At 42.1% G+C, this 15027-nt stretch carries 27 protein-coding genes; all 27 read left to right on the top strand.

Annotated features, from left to right (window positions below):
• Window position 1: 1 nt before the first annotated feature.
• The 27 genes from GU926_RS15300 (at window position 2) to map (ending at window position 15026) form a co-directional block, all read left to right on the top strand.
• Window positions 2-316, top strand: coding sequence for a DUF3467 domain-containing protein (locus tag GU926_RS15300; protein ID WP_160693407.1), 315 nt, complete (start codon window positions 2-4; stop codon window positions 314-316).
• Window positions 317-419: 103 nt separating this feature from the next.
• Window positions 420-839, top strand: a complete 420-nt coding sequence (rpsL, locus tag GU926_RS15305) for a 30S ribosomal protein S12 (RefSeq protein ID WP_160693409.1) — start codon at window positions 420-422, stop codon at window positions 837-839.
• Window positions 840-853: 14 nt separating this feature from the next.
• Window positions 854-1321, top strand: a complete 468-nt coding sequence (gene rpsG, locus GU926_RS15310) for a 30S ribosomal protein S7 (protein ID WP_160693411.1) — start codon at window positions 854-856, stop codon at window positions 1319-1321.
• Window positions 1322-1324: 3 nt separating this feature from the next.
• A complete protein-coding gene (gene fusA / locus GU926_RS15315; protein WP_160693413.1) occupies window positions 1325-3424 on the top strand; it encodes an elongation factor G in 2100 nt (699 codons plus the stop codon).
• A gap of 11 nt (window positions 3425-3435) precedes the next feature.
• Complete coding sequence (rpsJ, locus tag GU926_RS15320) at window positions 3436-3741, top strand: 30S ribosomal protein S10 (protein ID WP_048919298.1); 306 nt, start codon at window positions 3436-3438, stop codon at window positions 3739-3741.
• A 325-nt stretch (window positions 3742-4066) separates the two neighbouring features.
• Window positions 4067-4687, top strand: coding sequence for a 50S ribosomal protein L3 (rplC, locus tag GU926_RS15325; RefSeq protein ID WP_160693415.1), 621 nt, complete (start codon window positions 4067-4069; stop codon window positions 4685-4687).
• Window position 4688: 1 nt separating this feature from the next.
• Window positions 4689-5321, top strand: a complete 633-nt coding sequence (gene rplD / locus GU926_RS15330) for a 50S ribosomal protein L4 (protein ID WP_160693417.1) — start codon at window positions 4689-4691, stop codon at window positions 5319-5321.
• A complete protein-coding gene (gene rplW, locus GU926_RS15335; RefSeq protein WP_066508613.1) occupies window positions 5321-5608 on the top strand; it encodes a 50S ribosomal protein L23 in 288 nt (95 codons plus the stop codon). Before rplD ends, rplW begins: the two co-directional genes overlap by 1 nt.
• A gap of 12 nt (window positions 5609-5620) precedes the next feature.
• Complete coding sequence (rplB, locus tag GU926_RS15340; RefSeq protein ID WP_160693419.1) at window positions 5621-6445, top strand: 50S ribosomal protein L2; 825 nt, start codon at window positions 5621-5623, stop codon at window positions 6443-6445.
• Between the two features lie 3 nt (window positions 6446-6448).
• Window positions 6449-6727 (top strand): 30S ribosomal protein S19, encoded by a 279-nt coding sequence (gene rpsS, locus GU926_RS15345; protein ID WP_066508617.1) that lies wholly within the window; start codon window positions 6449-6451, stop codon window positions 6725-6727.
• Window positions 6727-7113, top strand: a complete 387-nt coding sequence (gene rplV / locus GU926_RS15350) for a 50S ribosomal protein L22 (protein WP_160693421.1) — start codon at window positions 6727-6729, stop codon at window positions 7111-7113. The genes rpsS and rplV overlap by 1 nt, the downstream gene beginning before the upstream one ends.
• Window positions 7114-7118: 5 nt before the next feature.
• The gene (gene rpsC, locus GU926_RS15355) at window positions 7119-7901 is read left to right on the top strand and encodes a 30S ribosomal protein S3 (RefSeq protein ID WP_160693423.1); all 783 of its coding nucleotides are present in this window, start codon (window positions 7119-7121) and stop codon (window positions 7899-7901) included.
• A gap of 28 nt (window positions 7902-7929) precedes the next feature.
• The gene (rplP, locus tag GU926_RS15360) at window positions 7930-8352 is read left to right on the top strand and encodes a 50S ribosomal protein L16 (RefSeq protein WP_066508625.1); all 423 of its coding nucleotides are present in this window, start codon (window positions 7930-7932) and stop codon (window positions 8350-8352) included.
• A 2-nt stretch (window positions 8353-8354) separates the two neighbouring features.
• Window positions 8355-8549 carry a 50S ribosomal protein L29 gene (gene rpmC, locus GU926_RS15365; RefSeq protein WP_160693425.1) on the top strand — a complete coding sequence of 65 codons (195 nt, stop codon included), beginning with the start codon at window positions 8355-8357 and terminating at the stop codon, window positions 8547-8549.
• Window positions 8550-8560: 11 nt separating this feature from the next.
• A complete protein-coding gene (gene rpsQ / locus GU926_RS15370) occupies window positions 8561-8818 on the top strand; it encodes a 30S ribosomal protein S17 (protein ID WP_160693427.1) in 258 nt (85 codons plus the stop codon).
• A gap of 1 nt (window position 8819) precedes the next feature.
• A complete protein-coding gene (gene rplN, locus GU926_RS15375) occupies window positions 8820-9188 on the top strand; it encodes a 50S ribosomal protein L14 (RefSeq protein WP_066508631.1) in 369 nt (122 codons plus the stop codon).
• A 19-nt stretch (window positions 9189-9207) separates the two neighbouring features.
• A complete protein-coding gene (gene rplX, locus GU926_RS15380; RefSeq protein WP_160693429.1) occupies window positions 9208-9531 on the top strand; it encodes a 50S ribosomal protein L24 in 324 nt (107 codons plus the stop codon).
• Window position 9532: 1 nt separating this feature from the next.
• A complete protein-coding gene (rplE, locus tag GU926_RS15385; RefSeq protein ID WP_160693431.1) occupies window positions 9533-10084 on the top strand; it encodes a 50S ribosomal protein L5 in 552 nt (183 codons plus the stop codon).
• A gap of 4 nt (window positions 10085-10088) precedes the next feature.
• The gene (gene rpsN / locus GU926_RS15390; protein WP_160693433.1) at window positions 10089-10358 is read left to right on the top strand and encodes a 30S ribosomal protein S14; all 270 of its coding nucleotides are present in this window, start codon (window positions 10089-10091) and stop codon (window positions 10356-10358) included.
• An 85-nt stretch (window positions 10359-10443) separates the two neighbouring features.
• Window positions 10444-10842 (top strand): 30S ribosomal protein S8, encoded by a 399-nt coding sequence (rpsH, locus tag GU926_RS15395; protein WP_160693435.1) that lies wholly within the window; start codon window positions 10444-10446, stop codon window positions 10840-10842.
• 10 nt (window positions 10843-10852) lie between these two features.
• Complete coding sequence (gene rplF, locus GU926_RS15400) at window positions 10853-11407, top strand: 50S ribosomal protein L6 (protein ID WP_160693437.1); 555 nt, start codon at window positions 10853-10855, stop codon at window positions 11405-11407.
• Between the two features lie 8 nt (window positions 11408-11415).
• A complete protein-coding gene (gene rplR, locus GU926_RS15405) occupies window positions 11416-11769 on the top strand; it encodes a 50S ribosomal protein L18 (protein ID WP_160693439.1) in 354 nt (117 codons plus the stop codon).
• A 4-nt stretch (window positions 11770-11773) separates the two neighbouring features.
• The gene (gene rpsE, locus GU926_RS15410; RefSeq protein ID WP_160693441.1) at window positions 11774-12292 is read left to right on the top strand and encodes a 30S ribosomal protein S5; all 519 of its coding nucleotides are present in this window, start codon (window positions 11774-11776) and stop codon (window positions 12290-12292) included.
• A 2-nt stretch (window positions 12293-12294) separates the two neighbouring features.
• Window positions 12295-12474 (top strand): 50S ribosomal protein L30, encoded by a 180-nt coding sequence (rpmD, locus tag GU926_RS15415; protein WP_066508650.1) that lies wholly within the window; start codon window positions 12295-12297, stop codon window positions 12472-12474.
• A 2-nt stretch (window positions 12475-12476) separates the two neighbouring features.
• Window positions 12477-12923 (top strand): 50S ribosomal protein L15, encoded by a 447-nt coding sequence (rplO, locus tag GU926_RS15420; protein ID WP_160693443.1) that lies wholly within the window; start codon window positions 12477-12479, stop codon window positions 12921-12923.
• A gap of 3 nt (window positions 12924-12926) precedes the next feature.
• Window positions 12927-14252: a preprotein translocase subunit SecY gene (gene secY / locus GU926_RS15425; protein ID WP_160693445.1), complete on the top strand. Its 1326-nt coding sequence runs from the start codon at window positions 12927-12929 to the stop codon at window positions 14250-14252.
• Window positions 14253-14255: 3 nt separating this feature from the next.
• Complete coding sequence (map, locus tag GU926_RS15430) at window positions 14256-15026, top strand: type I methionyl aminopeptidase (RefSeq protein WP_160693447.1); 771 nt, start codon at window positions 14256-14258, stop codon at window positions 15024-15026.
• The last annotated feature ends 1 nt before the right edge of the window (window position 15027 follow it).

Consider the following 15027-nt stretch of genomic DNA (forward strand, 5'->3'; position numbering starts at 1 on the left):
GATGGCAGCGACGGAACCACAAGGACAGATCAACATTGAGTTGACTGAGGAAATTGCAGAGGGTCAATACGCCAATCTGGCTATGATTGCCCATTCACACAGTGAATTTGTAATTGACTTTATTCGCTTGATGCCTGGAATTCCGAAGGCCAAAGTAAAAGCAAGAGTGGTGATTACTCCAGAGCATGCCAAGCGTTTATTGGCTGCTTTGGAGGAAAACATTCTAAAATATGAGCAAAGTTTTGGGGGTATAAAGCAGACGCCGGAAGCCCCCAGCTTTCCTCTAAACTTTGGTGGAACAATTGGCGAAGCCTAAGCCATTAATAATAAGTGAATTAAAACTTTGAATTTGCAAAGCAAAATTTATACCTTTGCAGACCATTTTTTGAAGAGAGAAATCAGTATAAAAAAGTTAGTAAATGCCTACTATACAACAATTAGTAAGAAAGGGAAGAGAGAAACTAACATCTAAGTCTAAATCCCCAGCCCTTGACTCATGCCCGCAGAGACGTGGCGTGTGCACGCGCGTTTACACAACCACACCTAAGAAGCCGAACTCAGCGATGAGAAAAGTGGCTCGTGTGCGTTTGACAAACGGCAAAGAAGTCAATGCTTATATCCCAGGTGAAGGCCACAACCTACAGGAGCACTCTATTGTGTTAATTAGAGGTGGTCGTGTGAAAGACTTACCAGGTGTAAGATATCACATCATCCGTGGTGCTTTGGATACAGCTGGTGTAAACGGTCGTCTACAGTCTCGTTCTAAATATGGAGCGAAGCGTCCTAAACCAGGTCAACCAGCGGCAGCAGCAGCAGGTAAAGGCGGTAAGAAAAAATAATAAGGATTTAGATAATGAGAAAAGCGAAACCAAAGAAGAGAATTCTTCTTCCTGATCCTAAGTACAAAGAGACTCTTGTTACCCGTTTTGTAAACTACCTGATGGTAGACGGTAAAAAGAGTGTGGCTTATAAAATATTTTACGATGCTTGCGACTTAGTTGAGAAAAGAACTAAGGAGAACGGTCTAGAGACCTGGAGAAAAGCATTGAACAATATCATGCCAGGTGTAGAGGTGAAAAGCCGCCGTGTAGGTGGTGCTACTTTCCAGGTGCCTACTGAAGTGCGTCCGGATAGAAAGATTTCTCTTGGTATCAAATGGATGATTTCTTACGCTCGTAAGAGAGGTGAGAAAACAATGATGGATAAATTGGCTGGTGAGATCATCGCCGCCGCCAAAGGAGAAGGTGCTGCTGTGAAGAAGAAAGACGACACTCACAGAATGGCGGAAGCCAACAAGGCATTCTCACACTTTAGATTCTAATTAATGGCTCGGGATTTAAGATTCACAAGAAATATTGGTATTGCCGCGCACATTGATGCAGGTAAGACCACGACTACAGAGCGTATCCTTTACTATGCAGGTGTAAGCCACAAAATAGGAGAGGTGCATGATGGAGCCGCCACCATGGACTGGATGGAGCAGGAGCAGGAAAGAGGTATCACTATCACCTCTGCCGCTACTACTGTAAACTGGGATTATAGAGGCGAAAAATATCATATCAACATCATTGATACACCAGGTCACGTTGACTTTACTGTTGAAGTAAACCGCTCCCTTCGTGTATTGGATGGTTTAGTATTCTTGTTTAGTGCAGTAGATGGTGTTGAGCCACAATCTGAAACTAACTGGAGACTTGCCGATAACTATAAAGTTGCCCGTATTGGTTTTGTTAACAAAATGGACCGTTCTGGCGCTGACTTTTTAGGGGTTTGTAAGCAGGTAAAAGAAATGCTAGGTAGCAATGCCGTAGCGTTACAATTGCCAATAGGTGCTGAAGACAACTTCAAAGGAGTAGTAGACCTGGTTAACTTCCGTGGTATTGAGTGGAATGAATCTGATAAAGGTATGACCTTTACTGAGGTTCCAATTCCAGAAGATATGATGGAAGAAGCGGAAGAATACAGAGAGAAATTGTTGGAAGCAGTAGCTGATTACGATGAGGCTTTGATGGAGAAATACTTTGAAGATCCAGCGTCTATCACAGAGGCTGAAATCATTGAAGCTCTTCGGAAAGCAACCATTGACATGGCGATTGTGCCAATGCTATGTGGTTCTTCTTTCAAAAACAAAGGTGTACAAACAATGCTTGACTATGTGATGGCTTTAATTCCATCACCTCTTGATAAGGATAACATTGTTGGTACCAACCCAGATACAGGAGAAGAAGTAGTGCGCAGACCTAGCGAAAGCGATCCATTCGCTGGCTTGGCTTTCAAAATCGCTACTGACCCTTATGTAGGACGTCTTTGTTTCGTACGCGCCTATTCAGGAGTACTGGAGTCAGGATCTTACGTATACAATACTCGTTCAAATAACAAAGAACGTATCTCCCGTATCTTCCAGATGCACGCTAACAAGCAGAACCAAATTGAAAGATTGGCTGCAGGAGACATTGGAGCGGTAGTTGGTTTCAAAGACATCAAAACAGGAGATACACTTTGCGACCAAAGCGCGAAAATCGTTTTGGAATCAATGGACTTCCCAGAGCCAGTAATCGGATACGCTATTGAGCCTAAAACTCAGGCTGACTCTGATAAAATGGGTATGGCGATTGCCAAGCTTATTGAAGAAGATCCAACCCTACAGGTAAACACTGACGAGGAAACTGGTCAGACTATCTTGAGAGGTATGGGTGAACTTCACTTGGAGATCATAATTGACCGCATGAAGCGCGAGTTCAAGGTTGAGTTGAACCAAGGAGCACCACAGGTGGCTTACAAAGAAACTATCACTAAGATGGTTGAGCACAGAGAAGTGTTCAAAAAGCAATCTGGTGGTCGTGGTAAGTTCGCCGACATTGTATTCAACATGGGACCACGTGAGGATGGCAAGCAAGGTCTTGAATTTGATAATGCAATTGTGGGTGGTGTGATTCCAAGAGAATTCATCCCTGCTGTGCAGAAAGGATTTGAAGAGGCCATGAAGAATGGTATCTTGGCCGGCTTCCCAATTGACTCAATGAAAGTGCGTTTGTTCCACGGATCATTCCACGATGTTGACTCTGACTCATTGTCATTTGAATTGGCAGCCCGTCAAGGATTTAGAGAAGCTGGAAAGCAGTGTGCTCCAAAATTACTCGAGCCAATCATGGCAGTAGACGTGGTTACTCCTGATGAGTACACTGGTCCGGTAACAGGTGACTTGAACAGAAGAAGAGGTATCATGAAAGGTATGGATACCAAAGGAACTTCAACGGTAGTAAAAGCTGACGTTCCTCTTTCTGAATTGTTCGGTTACGTGACTGACTTACGTACCATTACTTCTGGCCGTGCAACAGCTTCGCTTACTTTCTCTCATTATGAGCAAGTACCGCAAAACTTGGCAGATGGTATCATCGCAAAATTAAAAGGAACAGCTAAATAAGTTGAAATAGAATGAATCAAAAGATCAGAATTAAGCTGAAATCTTACGATCATAATCTGGTGGATAAGTCATCAGAGAAAATCGTGAAAGCGGTGAAAGCGACTGGCGCGATCGTGAGTGGTCCCATTCCTTTGCCAACTGAGAAAGACATTTTCACAGTATTGCGTTCTCCACACGTAAACAAGAAAGCGCGTGAGCAATTCCAACTTTGCACCTACAAGAGACTAGTAGATATCTATTCTACATCTTCTAAAACGGTAGATGCTTTGATGAAATTAGAATTGCCAAGCGGTGTTGATGTTGAAATCAAAGTTTGATAATACTATTTCCATTAAAAAGGGAGAGGGATAACCTCTCCCTTTTTTTATACCGTTTTTGGTCAGTTTTCTAGAAAAGAAGCCAAAAACGAACCAGTAAATTTCAGCCATGCAAAGGGGAGTTTGAAAAGGAATCAATCATCCATGTATTTGAAAGAACGATAGAAAAAGGGAAAGTAATTCCTTTAATTACATATAAACCTTTAGTATCTGAAAACAAATAATTTAGCGGGGCTTGTAAAAGAAAAAATAAATAATGAACTTTGCACTCCCAAATAACACCTAAACGGGTGTATTGTATTCATTGTTAAATAAATAAAGTAGAATGCCTGGAATTATCGGTAAGAAAATCGGAATGACAAGCCTCTTCACACCTGAGGGTAAGAGCGTGGCCTGTACTTTGATTCAAGCAGGACCATGCGTTGTGACCCAGGTCAAAACGCAGGAAGTGGATGGCTATACAGCTATCCAGCTTGGATACGGAGAGAAGAAAGTAAAAAGAACAAGCAAAGCGCTTGCTGGCCACTTCCAAAAAGCTAATACAACTGCTAAGAAAAAGCTGGTTGAATTTAGATTAGAAGACGTTGCTTCATATTCATTAGGAGATGAAGTAAACGTAGGTTCATTTGAAGAAGGTGAATTTGTAGACGTAGTAGGTATCTCAAAAGGTAAAGGTTTTCAAGGCGTTGTGAAACGTTACAACTTTGCCGGTGTTGGTGGGCAGACTCACGGTCAGCACAACAGAGCAAGACACCCTGGTTCAATTGGTGCCTGTTCATGGCCATCCAGAGTATTCAAAGGAATGCGTATGGCTGGTAGAATGGGTGGCGACAGAGTTAAAATCCAAAACCTTCGTGTGCTAAGAATTTTGCCAGAACAAAACCTTCTGGTGGTAAGTGGTTCTGTGCCTGGTGCTAAAAATTCATTTATCGTAGTTGAGAAATAAGATGGAGATATCAGTTTTCAATAGTAAAGGCCAAGATACAGGAAGAAAAGTAACGCTTCCAGAGTCTGTGTTCGGGGTTGAGCCGAATGAGCATGCCATGTATCTGGATGTAAAGCAATATTTGGCTAACCAACGCCAAGGAACGCACAAATCTAAGGAGCGTGCTGAAATAGCTGGATCAACCAAAAAGATCAAGCGTCAAAAGGGTACAGGCGGAGCCAGAGCTGGTTCATTGAAGTCTCCAGTATTTGTTGGTGGTGGCCGTGTATTTGGTCCTAAGCCAAGAAACTACAGCTTCAAGCTTAACAAAAAGTTGAAAGCATTGGCAAGATTGTCAGCTTTGTCAACTTTGGCTAAAGGAGATAGAGTTGTCATGTTAGACAACTTGGTAATTGACACTCCAAGAACAAAGGATTTCATTGCTATTTTAAATGGCTTGAACCTATCTGCCAAGAAAACGCTTGTAATCACCAATGAGGTGAACACAAATGTTGTATTGTCTAGCAGAAATGTTCCTAAAGTGAAGGTTGCTACCGCTTCAGGTTTAACAACCTATGATTTGTTAAATGCTGACAGAGTAATTTGTTTAGAAGAGTCTCTTTCAGTTCTTGAAGAACTTTACGCCACAAAATAATGAGCATTTTAAAAAGACCATTGCTTACTGAGAAGCTGACCGCCCTAACAGAAAAGGGAGTGTTTGCCTTTGAGGTAGATAGAAAAGCAAATAAGATTGAGATCAAAAAAGCGATCCAGTCAAAATACGGAGTTACAGTAGAGAAAATTTCTACGATGCGTACCCAAGGCAAACTGAAATCTAGAAATACGAAATCAGGTGTGGTGACAGGTCGTACAGCCTCTACCAAGAAAGCTATTGTAACATTGAAAGAGGGAGAAGTTATTGACTTCTACAGCGGCATCTAAGTTTAAAATAGAATGGCATTAAGAAAACTAAGACCAACAACACCAGGTCAAAGATTTAGAATCGCGCCAGCCTTCACTGAAATCACGAAGAGCGAGCCTGAGAAATCTTTGTTGGCATCCAAGAAAAAATCTGGTGGACGTAACAATGCGGGACGTATGACCATGCGCTATATTGGCGGTGGACATAAGAAAAGATTCCGTATCATCGACTTCAAAAGAACGAAGTTTGGTGTTCCTGCAACTGTAAAAGCCATTGAGTACGATCCAAACAGAACGGCTCGTATCGCATTGCTTTACTATGCAGATGGTGAAAAAACCTACATCATTGCTCCAGCTGGTTTGGCAGTGGACGCAACAGTAGTATCAGGACCGGGAGTAGCTCCAGAAGTGGGTAACGCTCTTCCTTTATCTGATATTCCTCTAGGTACCATTGTACACAACATTGAGTTAACTCCAGGTAATGGCGGTATCATGGCAAGAAGTGCAGGATCTTATGCGCAGCTTGTAGCAAGAGAAGGCCGTTACGCTACCTTGAAGTTACCATCAGGTGAAATGAGAATGGTTCTGGTTAACTGTATGGCTACTGTAGGATCAGTATCCAATGCAGACCACATGAATGTGAAGTTAGGCAAAGCCGGACGTAGCAGATGGATGGGTATCAGACCACGTGTAAGAGGTGTTGCTATGAACCCTGTCGATCACCCAATGGGTGGTGGTGAAGGTAAGTCATCAGGTGGTCACCCACGTTCACGTAATGGCTTGTACGCCAAAGGTCAGAAGACCAGAAACAAAAATAAATACTCAGAGAACCTGATCGTTAATAGAAGGAAAAAATAAGTAATGGCAAGATCATTAAAAAAAGGGCCTTATATTGACTTTAGGCTCGATAAGAAAGTCCAGGCAATGGACGAATCTGGTAAGAAAGCGGTAATCAAAACTTGGTCTCGCCGCTCTATGATTTCTCCAGACTTCGTAGGTCATACATTTGCTGTGCATAACGGGAATAAATTCATTCCTGTGTATGTAACTGAAAACATGGTAGGTCACAAGTTAGGCGAGTTTGCTCCAACCAGAAACTTTAGAGGCCATATTGCTAAAAAGGATAAAGGTAAGAGATAATGGAAGCGGTAGCTAAACTAAATAATGTACCAAGCTCACCTCGTAAGATGAGATTGGTAGCGAACTTGATTCGTGGTAAAAGTGTTACACGCGCTCTTGGCTTACTTAAGTTTGAAGCCAACGCAGGTGCACCTAAGCTAGAGAAGCTTTTATTGTCTGCTTTGTCTAACTGGCAGCAAGTCAATGGAGATGCTCGGATTGAAGATGCCAATCTTTTTATCAAAGAGATCAAAGTTGATGAAGGCAAGATGTTGAAGCGTCTTCGTCCTGCTCCTCAAGGTAGAGGTCACAGGATCAGAAAAAGATCAAATCATGTAACGCTTGTGATTGATTCAAAACCAGAAGTGGAAGCAGTTGAATCATCCGAATCTAACAAAGCCAAATAGTTAAAATGGGACAAAAAGTTAATCCAGTTGGCCTAAGACTAGGTATCGTTAAAGGCTGGGACTCTAATTGGTACGGAGGAAAGGATTTCGCTGACAAACTTATTGAAGACGAAAAAATCCGTAAATATATTCTTGCCCGCATTCCAAAGGGTGGTATCTCAAAGATTATCATTGAGCGCACCCTTAAAAGAATCACCATTACTATCAACACGGCTCGTCCAGGTGTAGTTATTGGTAAAGGCGGTCAGGAAGTTGACAAAATCAAAGAAGAGCTGAAGAAAATCACCAGCAAAGATGTTCAAATCAATATCTTTGAAATTAAACGTCCAGAATTGGATGCTAAATTGGTAGGTGAGTCTGTAGCTCAACAACTTCAGGCACGTATCTCTTTCAGAAGAGCCATGAAGCAAGCCATTGCTTCTGCATTGAGAGTAGGTGCTGAGGGTATCAAAATTCAAGTTTCAGGCCGTTTAGGTGGTGCTGAAATGGCACGTACTGAGCATTACAAAGAAGGCCGTACTCCACTTCATACATTAAGAGCAGACATTGATTATGCTTTGTCAGAAGCTCAGACTGTATATGGTAAACTGGGGATCAAAGTTTGGATCTTCAAAGGAGAGGTTTTCGGAAAGCGTGACTTGTCTCCAAACGCTGGTCAGCAGAGCGGTGGACCTTCTTCAGGAGGCCCTCGCAACGATCGGAATGAAAGAGGTGGCAATGACCGTCGTGACGGTCGCAACAAGCGCCCTGATGCAAATCAGAAGCGTGGAGGTGCAAAGCGCAAGTAGTTGTTCAACCATTTTAGGTTAATTAAAAATGTTACAACCAAAACGGACTAAATATAGAAAGATGCAAAAAGGCCGTGTCCGCGGTCTGGCCCAAAGAGGAAGTACAATTTCTTTTGGATCATTTGCTATCAAGTCGCTAGAAGCCTCTTGGATTACTAGCCGTCAAATTGAAGCTGCGCGTATTGCAATGACGCGTGCCATGAAACGGGAAGGCCAAGTATGGATTCGCATTTTCCCAGACAAGCCTATCACCAAGAAGCCTGCAGAGGTTCGTATGGGTAAGGGTAAAGGATCTCCAGAGTATTGGGTAGCCGTGGTTAAGCCTGGTACCATTATGTTTGAATCTGATGGTGTTCCACTAGAAGTAGCGCAGGAATCTCTTCGTTTAGCTGCTCAAAAGTTGCCTGTCAGAACTAAGTTTGTTGTACGTAGAGATTACGTTGAGAAATAATCATGAAGCAGTCTGATATTAAGGCTTTCTCACTTACAGAAGTGAAGGAGCAACTTGCAGCAGAGAGAAACAACCTGGAGAACTTGAAGTTCGCCCATGCTATTTCTCCGTTGGAAAACCCAAGCAGAATTAAGCACACAAGAAAAACCATCGCCAGACTAGAGACTCAATTGCGGTCTCTAGAACTCAATGGCTAATTTAGAGATCCATGGAGACTAGAAATTTAAGAAAAGAGAGAACTGGACGCGTGGTAAGCAACAAGATGGACAAGTCCATCACCGTTGTGGTTGAAAGCAAGATGAAACACCCGATTTACGGTAAATTCTTGTCGAAGTCCAAAAAGTTCATGGCGCATGATGAAAATAATGAGTGCGGTATCGGTGATACTGTAACCATTATGGAAACCAGACCCATTAGTAAAAACAAGTGCTGGCGCTTAGTTGAAATCGTAGAAAGAGCTAAATAAGATGATACAACAAGAATCAAGACTTTCTGTTGCTGATAACAGTGGTGCAAAAGAGGTATTGTGCATTCGTATCTTAGGTGGTACAGGCAAGAAATACGCTTCTGTAGGAGATAAAATTGTTGTAACGGTAAAATCAGCTCTTTCTTCCGGAAACGTTAAGAAAGGTACTGTTACAAAGGCAGTAATTGTTAGAACGAAAAAAGAAGTACGTCGCAAGGATGGTTCTTATATCCGTTTTGATGACAATGCTGCTGTATTGTTGAACAATAACGACGAGCCTCGTGGTACGCGTATTTTTGGGCCAGTAGCCCGTGAATTGCGTGAAAGACAGTTTATGAAAATTGTTTCTTTGGCTCCTGAAGTATTATAGACCTTAGAGAGAGGAAAAGATGACAAAGAATAAACTTCATGTAAAGAAAGGCGATACTGTCAAAGTTATTGCTGGTGACGATAAAGGTAAAACTGGTACTGTAACTACTGTTTTGGTTTCTGACCAGAAAGTAATTGTTGAAGGTTTGAACCTGGTTTCTAAGCACCAAAAGCCAAGTGCTAAAAATCCTCAAGGTGGCATCAATAAAGTTGAAGCCCCTATTCATGCTAGCAACGTCATGCTGGTAGAGCCTGGCACTAACAACGCTACTAGAACTGGTAAAAAGTTGAACGACGGAGGTAAGCTTCAACGTTATTCCAAAAAATCTGGAAATTTAATCTAACATGGCGGCTAGACTTAAAGAAAAATATACAAAAGAAATCATGCCTTTGTTGAAGGAGAAATTCCAATACAAAAGCGTGATGGAAGTTCCAAAGATCACCAAGATCAGCATCAACAGAGGTATTGGTAATGCCGTGGCTGATAAGAAATTGGTTGACATTGGAGTAGATGAGCTGACAATCATTGCCGGTCAAAAAGCGGTACAGACCAAGGCTAAAAATTCAATCTCTAACTTCAAGCTAAGAGAAGGAATGCCAATTGGCGCCCGCGTGACGCTGAGAGGAGAGAAAATGTACGAGTTCTTAGACCGTTTAATGACAATCGCTCTTCCACGTGTGCGTGACTTCAAAGGTATCAGTGACAAAGGCTTTGACGGCCGCGGTAACTATACCCTGGGTGTGAAAGAGCAAATCATTTTCCCTGAGATTAGCATTGACAAGATTAAGTCAATCGCAGGTATGGACATCACGTTTGTGACGACAGCCAAAAATGATGAAGAAAGCTTTGAGCTTTTGAAAGCGTTTGGAATGCCTTTCGTCAATCTAAAGAAATAAGAAAATGGCTAAAGAATCAGTAAAAGCTAGAGAGCTTAAAAGACAGAAACTAGTTGCCAAATATGCTGCCAAGAGAGCTACTCTTAAAGCGGCTGGTGATTACGAAGCTCTGGATAAATTGCCTAAAAATGCCTCTCCAGTTCGTCTGCACAACCGTTGCAAATTAACCGGAAGACCTAGAGGATATATGAGAAAGTTCGGTATCTCTCGCGTAACTTTCAGAGAGATGGCCTCAGCTGGCAAGATTCCTGGAGTAACGAAGGCAAGTTGGTAATTATTATACCTGCTGTTTTATAAGTTAAGAAAGATTAGTATCTTTGCGGCTCCCTAAAAAGAGCGGAATCTAAAATTATAGTCTAATGCATTCAGATCCGATAGCAGATTATTTAACTAGACTACGGAATGCCATCAAGGCAAATCACCGTGTAGTTGAAATACCGGCTAGCAAAATAAAGAAGGAATTGACCAGAGTTCTCTACGAGAAAGGTTATATCCAAAGTTACAAGTTCGATGATAGCTCAGTTCAAGGCTCTATCAAAATTGCCTTGAAGTATGATCCAGCTAGCAAGCAATCTGCTATCGTGAAACTTGAGAGAGTCTCTAAGCCGGGGCTCCGCAAGTACGTGCACTTAGAGAAGTTGCCACGTGTATTGAATGGATATGGTATTGCCATTCTTTCTACCTCAAAAGGGGTAATCACTGACAAAGAGGCCAAAGGTCTTAATGTAGGTGGTGAGGTATTGTGTTACGTGTATTAATAAGTAGAAAATGTCACGGATAGGTAAACTTCCCATCACGCTTCCACAAGGTGTTGAGGTGTTGGTAAACCAGGAGAACCTGGTTACAGTGAAAGGCCCTAAAGGATCGCTTTCTGCTCCTGTTGATACAGATATTCAGGTTCAGGTTGAAGATGGGGTACTTACTGTAACTCGTCCTACTGAGCAGAAGAGACACAAAGCGCTTCACGGTCTTTATCGTTCTATCATTAACAACATGATAGTAGGTGTAAGCACTGGCTATAAAATTGATTTGGAACTGGTGGGCGTGGGTTACAAAGCCACTACTCAAGGTCAGACTTTGGAATTAGCTCTTGGATATTCACACAATATCTATGTTGCTCTTCCAGAAGAAATCAAAGCCAATGCGGTAACTGAAAAAGGTAAAGCGCCTGTTATTTCATTAGAAGGAATTGATAAGCAGTTGATAGGCCAGGTAGCTGCTAAGATTCGCTCACTGCGTAAAGTTGAGCCTTACAAAGGTAAAGGTATTCGCTTCGTGGGTGAGGTTGTTAGAAGAAAAGCTGGTAAAACTGCTTCTAAATAAGAAAGAGTATGTCATTCGATAAAGCAAAAAGAAGACTTAGAATCCGTCGAAGCATCCGTAACAAAGTTACTGGAACTGCACAACGTCCGCGTTTGGCAGTTTTTAGAAGCAATAAGTTTATCTATGCTCAAATTATAGATGATGTTAATGGTGTAACCTTGGCTTCTTCTTCCTCTGCCAAATTAGAGGCTGTAGCTGGTGAAAATAAGACAGGAGCTTCTGCTCATGTTGGACGTGATATAGCCACTAAAGCCCAGGAGAAAGGTATTACTGAAGTTGTATTCGACAGAGGTGGCTATCTTTACCATGGTAGAGTTAAATCATTAGCTGAAGGGGCTCGTGAAGCGGGTCTAAAATTCTAAGAAGATGTCAAAGTTGAATATTAGAAGTATCAAAGCAAGCGAAATCGAGCTGAAAGAGCGCGTAGTTGCTATCAACCGTGTTGCCAAGGTAGTAAAAGGTGGTAGAAGATTTAGCTTCTCCGCCATCGTGGTAGTTGGTGATGGTAATGGTGTAGTAGGCTATGGTTTAGGTAAAGCCAATGAGGTAACCGATGCTATTGCGAAAGGTATAGATGACGCTAAGAAAAACTTAGTGCGCGTTCCATTGTTCAAGCACACTGTGCCTCATGCAATGGAAGGTAAATTCTCTGGTGGTTTTGTACTAATCAAGCCTGCTGCTGCCGGTACCGGTGTAATTGCTGGTGGTGCAATGCGTGCAGTATTTGAAAGTGCTGGCATCAAAGATGTTTTGGCCAAGTCAAAAGGATCATCAAACCCGCATAACGTAGTTAAAGCAACTTTTGATGCTTTGTCTAAAATGCGCGATCCGCTTGTGGTTGCTCAGCAACGTGGTATTAGTTTACAACAAGTTTTCAACGGGTAATCATGGCTCAAGTTCAAATCACCCAGATTAAAAGTATTATTGACCGTCCGGAAAGACAAAAGGCTACTATGAAAGCCTTAGGTTTAGGGAAAATCAATAAGACTGTCATAAAAGAGTTTACTCCTCAGATTGCAGGAATGGTAAACCACGTACAACATTTAGTAGCAGTTAAGGAGGTATAATAATGAACTTAAGTACATTAAAACCTGCTGAAGGTTCTGTTAAGGACCGGAAGAGAATTGGTCGTGGTACCGGTTCTGGTAAAGGTGGTACATCTACCCGTGGTCATAAAGGAGCGAAGTCTCGTTCTGGTTACTCTTCTAAGGCTGGCTTTGAGGGCGGTCAGATGCCATTAGTGCGTCGTGTTCCAAAGTTTGGCTTTAAGAACTTTAACCGTGTTGAATATTCAGCCATTAACCTGGACGTTCTTCAGAACCTGATTACTAAAACTGGTTCAACTGTTATTAACTTTGATACCTTCCGTCAGAACGGTTTGGCTTCTAAGAATGACAACATCAAAGTTTTAGGAAGAGGCGAAATTACAAGTGCCATTGAAGTTCATGCTCATGCATTTTCTCAAACGGCAATTGAAGCAATTGAAAAAGCAGGCGGCAAGGTTGTGACTTTGTAATACATGAAGAAGCTGATTTCTACGATAAAGAATATTTTCGCCATTGAAGATTTGCGAGTTAGAATCCTAAATACTTTAGGATTCATCGCAATTTTCAGGCTAGGATCTTTTGTGGTACTTCCAGGAATAGATCCCAACCAGTTAAAATCTAGTACAAACGGGATTTTAGGGCTATTAGATACCTTCCTAGGTGGAGCATTTGGTAATGCTTCCATTTTTGCGTTGGGTATAATGCCGTATATTTCTGCCTCTATCGTACTGCAGCTTCTTACTATTGCTGTTCCTTACTTCCAAAAGTTGCAGAAAGAGGGTGAATCTGGTCGGAAGAAAATCAACCAGTACACTCGGGTTCTAACTATTGCCATCACCTTGGCTCAGTCCTTCGCCTTCATTGCGACTATTAACGCTGAAGCTATAAACCCTGCCGTTAACACTGGCCTATTTACTGTTTCTTCAATGATCATCCTTACTGCGGGCACTATGTTCTGTATGTGGTTGGGTGAGAAGATCACAGACAAAGGTATTGGTAACGGTATTTCTATGCTGATCATGATTGGTATAGTATCTCGTCTCCCGGGTGCTTTGCTGGGGGAGGCTATGGCTTTAGGACTTGGAAAGGCTCTTATTTTCATTATTGAGATTATTATCCTGTTCTTCGTGGTGATGGGCGTAGTTATGCTTACCCAAGCTATTAGAAGAATTCCGGTTCAATATGCTAAGCAAGTAGGTGGTAGTGCTTCCTTGGAAGCTGGCCAAAGACAGTTTATTCCCTTAAAGGTGAATGCTGCTGGTGTTATGCCAATCATTTTTGCCCAGTCTTTAATGTTCCTACCTGCTATGGTTGCTTCTTTCTGGCAAAGTGAGAGCACTGTCGCAAGTGAAATTGGTGCAGTATTCTCTGACTACACTTCCTGGCAGTATAACCTTTCCTTTGCAGTATTAATTATCGTCTTTACCTTTTTCTATACAGCCATTAGTGTGAATCCTAACCAGATTGCTGATGACTTGAAGAGAAGCGGCGGATTTGTACCGGGTATCAAACCAGGTTTGGCGACTTCTGAATTCATTGACGAGGTGTTAACAAGAATCACCTTCCCTGGTGCCTTGTTCTTGGCTGTCATTGCAATTCTTCCATCTATCGCCATGCTGTTTGGAGTTACTAGAGAGTTTGCAGCCTTCTTTGGTGGTACTTCTCTTATCATTTTGGTTGGCGTTGTGTTAGACACTCTTAATCAGATTGAGAGTTATCTTCTCATGAAGCACTATGACGGTATGATGAAGTCTGGTAAACTCAGAGGTAGATCTACTAACGTTGCAGTGGCTTCCTAAGGAATGATTGTTTACAAGACGGAAGAAGAGATTGAAATCATTAAGCAAAGTGCTCTTATCTTAGGGAAAGCACATGGCGAAGTTGCCAAAGCGATTACTGAAGGTATCAGCACTTTGCAATTAGATAAGATTGCAGATGAGTTTATCTGTGATCATGGAGGTCTGCCTTCCTTTAAAGGGTATAACGGTTTCAAAAATAGTTTATGCATTAGCCTAAACTCTGCTGTTGTACATGGTATCCCTAGCGCTTATACTCTGCAATCTGGAGACATTGTGTCTGTTGATTGTGGAGTTTATTTTAAGGGGTTTCATAGTGACAGTGCCTATACTTACGCAGTTGGCGAAGTAGATGCTTCTGTAACGGACTTGCTTACTAGAACGAAGGAGTCTCTTTATAAAGGAATTGAATGGGCAGTTGCTGGTGCTCGTGTAGGCGACATTGGATTTGCTGTTCAATCACATGTGGAGCAGTTCGGGTATGGAGTAGTGAGGGAATTGGTAGGGCATGGATTGGGCAAAAGCCTTCATGAAGGTCCTGAGGTTCCTAACTACGGTAAACGCGGGCAGGGCATGAAACTGCAAGAGGGTTTAGTCATTGCCATTGAACCTATGGTAAATCTGGGTTCAAGACATGTAGTGCAAGAGGAAGATGGCTGGACTATTCGGACTCGTGATAAAAAACCTTCTGCACATTTTGAGCATACTGTGGTAGTTAGAAAGGGGAAAGCCGAAATTTTGACTACTTTTGAATACATAGAAAAAGCATTGAACTAAT

This window comes from Nibribacter ruber, from assembly GCF_009913235.1.
GTDB lineage: Bacteria > Bacteroidota > Bacteroidia > Cytophagales > Hymenobacteraceae > Nibribacter > Nibribacter ruber.

Coding starts and splice junctions, on each gene's coding strand:
- rplP (WP_066508625.1), top strand. CDS start 7,930: ATGTTACAACCAAAACGGACTAAATATAGAAAGATGCAAAAAGGCCGT.
- map (WP_160693447.1), top strand. CDS start 14,256: ATGATTGTTTACAAGACGGAAGAAGAGATTGAAATCATTAAGCAAAGT.
- secY (WP_160693445.1), top strand. CDS start 12,927: ATGAAGAAGCTGATTTCTACGATAAAGAATATTTTCGCCATTGAAGAT.
- rpsH (WP_160693435.1), top strand. CDS start 10,444: ATGCATTCAGATCCGATAGCAGATTATTTAACTAGACTACGGAATGCC.
- rplF (WP_160693437.1), top strand. CDS start 10,853: ATGTCACGGATAGGTAAACTTCCCATCACGCTTCCACAAGGTGTTGAG.
- rplD (WP_160693417.1), top strand. CDS start 4,689: ATGGAGATATCAGTTTTCAATAGTAAAGGCCAAGATACAGGAAGAAAA.
- rplR (WP_160693439.1), top strand. CDS start 11,416: ATGTCATTCGATAAAGCAAAAAGAAGACTTAGAATCCGTCGAAGCATC.
- GU926_RS15300 (WP_160693407.1), top strand. CDS start 2: ATGGCAGCGACGGAACCACAAGGACAGATCAACATTGAGTTGACTGAG.
- rpmC (WP_160693425.1), top strand. CDS start 8,355: ATGAAGCAGTCTGATATTAAGGCTTTCTCACTTACAGAAGTGAAGGAG.
- rpsC (WP_160693423.1), top strand. CDS start 7,119: ATGGGACAAAAAGTTAATCCAGTTGGCCTAAGACTAGGTATCGTTAAA.
- rpsS (WP_066508617.1), top strand. CDS start 6,449: ATGGCAAGATCATTAAAAAAAGGGCCTTATATTGACTTTAGGCTCGAT.
- rpsJ (WP_048919298.1), top strand. CDS start 3,436: ATGAATCAAAAGATCAGAATTAAGCTGAAATCTTACGATCATAATCTG.
- rpsG (WP_160693411.1), top strand. CDS start 854: ATGAGAAAAGCGAAACCAAAGAAGAGAATTCTTCTTCCTGATCCTAAG.
- rplW (WP_066508613.1), top strand. CDS start 5,321: ATGAGCATTTTAAAAAGACCATTGCTTACTGAGAAGCTGACCGCCCTA.
- rplV (WP_160693421.1), top strand. CDS start 6,727: ATGGAAGCGGTAGCTAAACTAAATAATGTACCAAGCTCACCTCGTAAG.
- rplN (WP_066508631.1), top strand. CDS start 8,820: ATGATACAACAAGAATCAAGACTTTCTGTTGCTGATAACAGTGGTGCA.
- rplO (WP_160693443.1), top strand. CDS start 12,477: ATGAACTTAAGTACATTAAAACCTGCTGAAGGTTCTGTTAAGGACCGG.
- fusA (WP_160693413.1), top strand. CDS start 1,325: ATGGCTCGGGATTTAAGATTCACAAGAAATATTGGTATTGCCGCGCAC.
- rpsN (WP_160693433.1), top strand. CDS start 10,089: ATGGCTAAAGAATCAGTAAAAGCTAGAGAGCTTAAAAGACAGAAACTA.
- rpsQ (WP_160693427.1), top strand. CDS start 8,561: ATGGAGACTAGAAATTTAAGAAAAGAGAGAACTGGACGCGTGGTAAGC.
- rplC (WP_160693415.1), top strand. CDS start 4,067: ATGCCTGGAATTATCGGTAAGAAAATCGGAATGACAAGCCTCTTCACA.
- rpsL (WP_160693409.1), top strand. CDS start 420: ATGCCTACTATACAACAATTAGTAAGAAAGGGAAGAGAGAAACTAACA.
- rpmD (WP_066508650.1), top strand. CDS start 12,295: ATGGCTCAAGTTCAAATCACCCAGATTAAAAGTATTATTGACCGTCCG.
- rplX (WP_160693429.1), top strand. CDS start 9,208: ATGACAAAGAATAAACTTCATGTAAAGAAAGGCGATACTGTCAAAGTT.
- rplB (WP_160693419.1), top strand. CDS start 5,621: ATGGCATTAAGAAAACTAAGACCAACAACACCAGGTCAAAGATTTAGA.
- rplE (WP_160693431.1), top strand. CDS start 9,533: ATGGCGGCTAGACTTAAAGAAAAATATACAAAAGAAATCATGCCTTTG.
- rpsE (WP_160693441.1), top strand. CDS start 11,774: ATGTCAAAGTTGAATATTAGAAGTATCAAAGCAAGCGAAATCGAGCTG.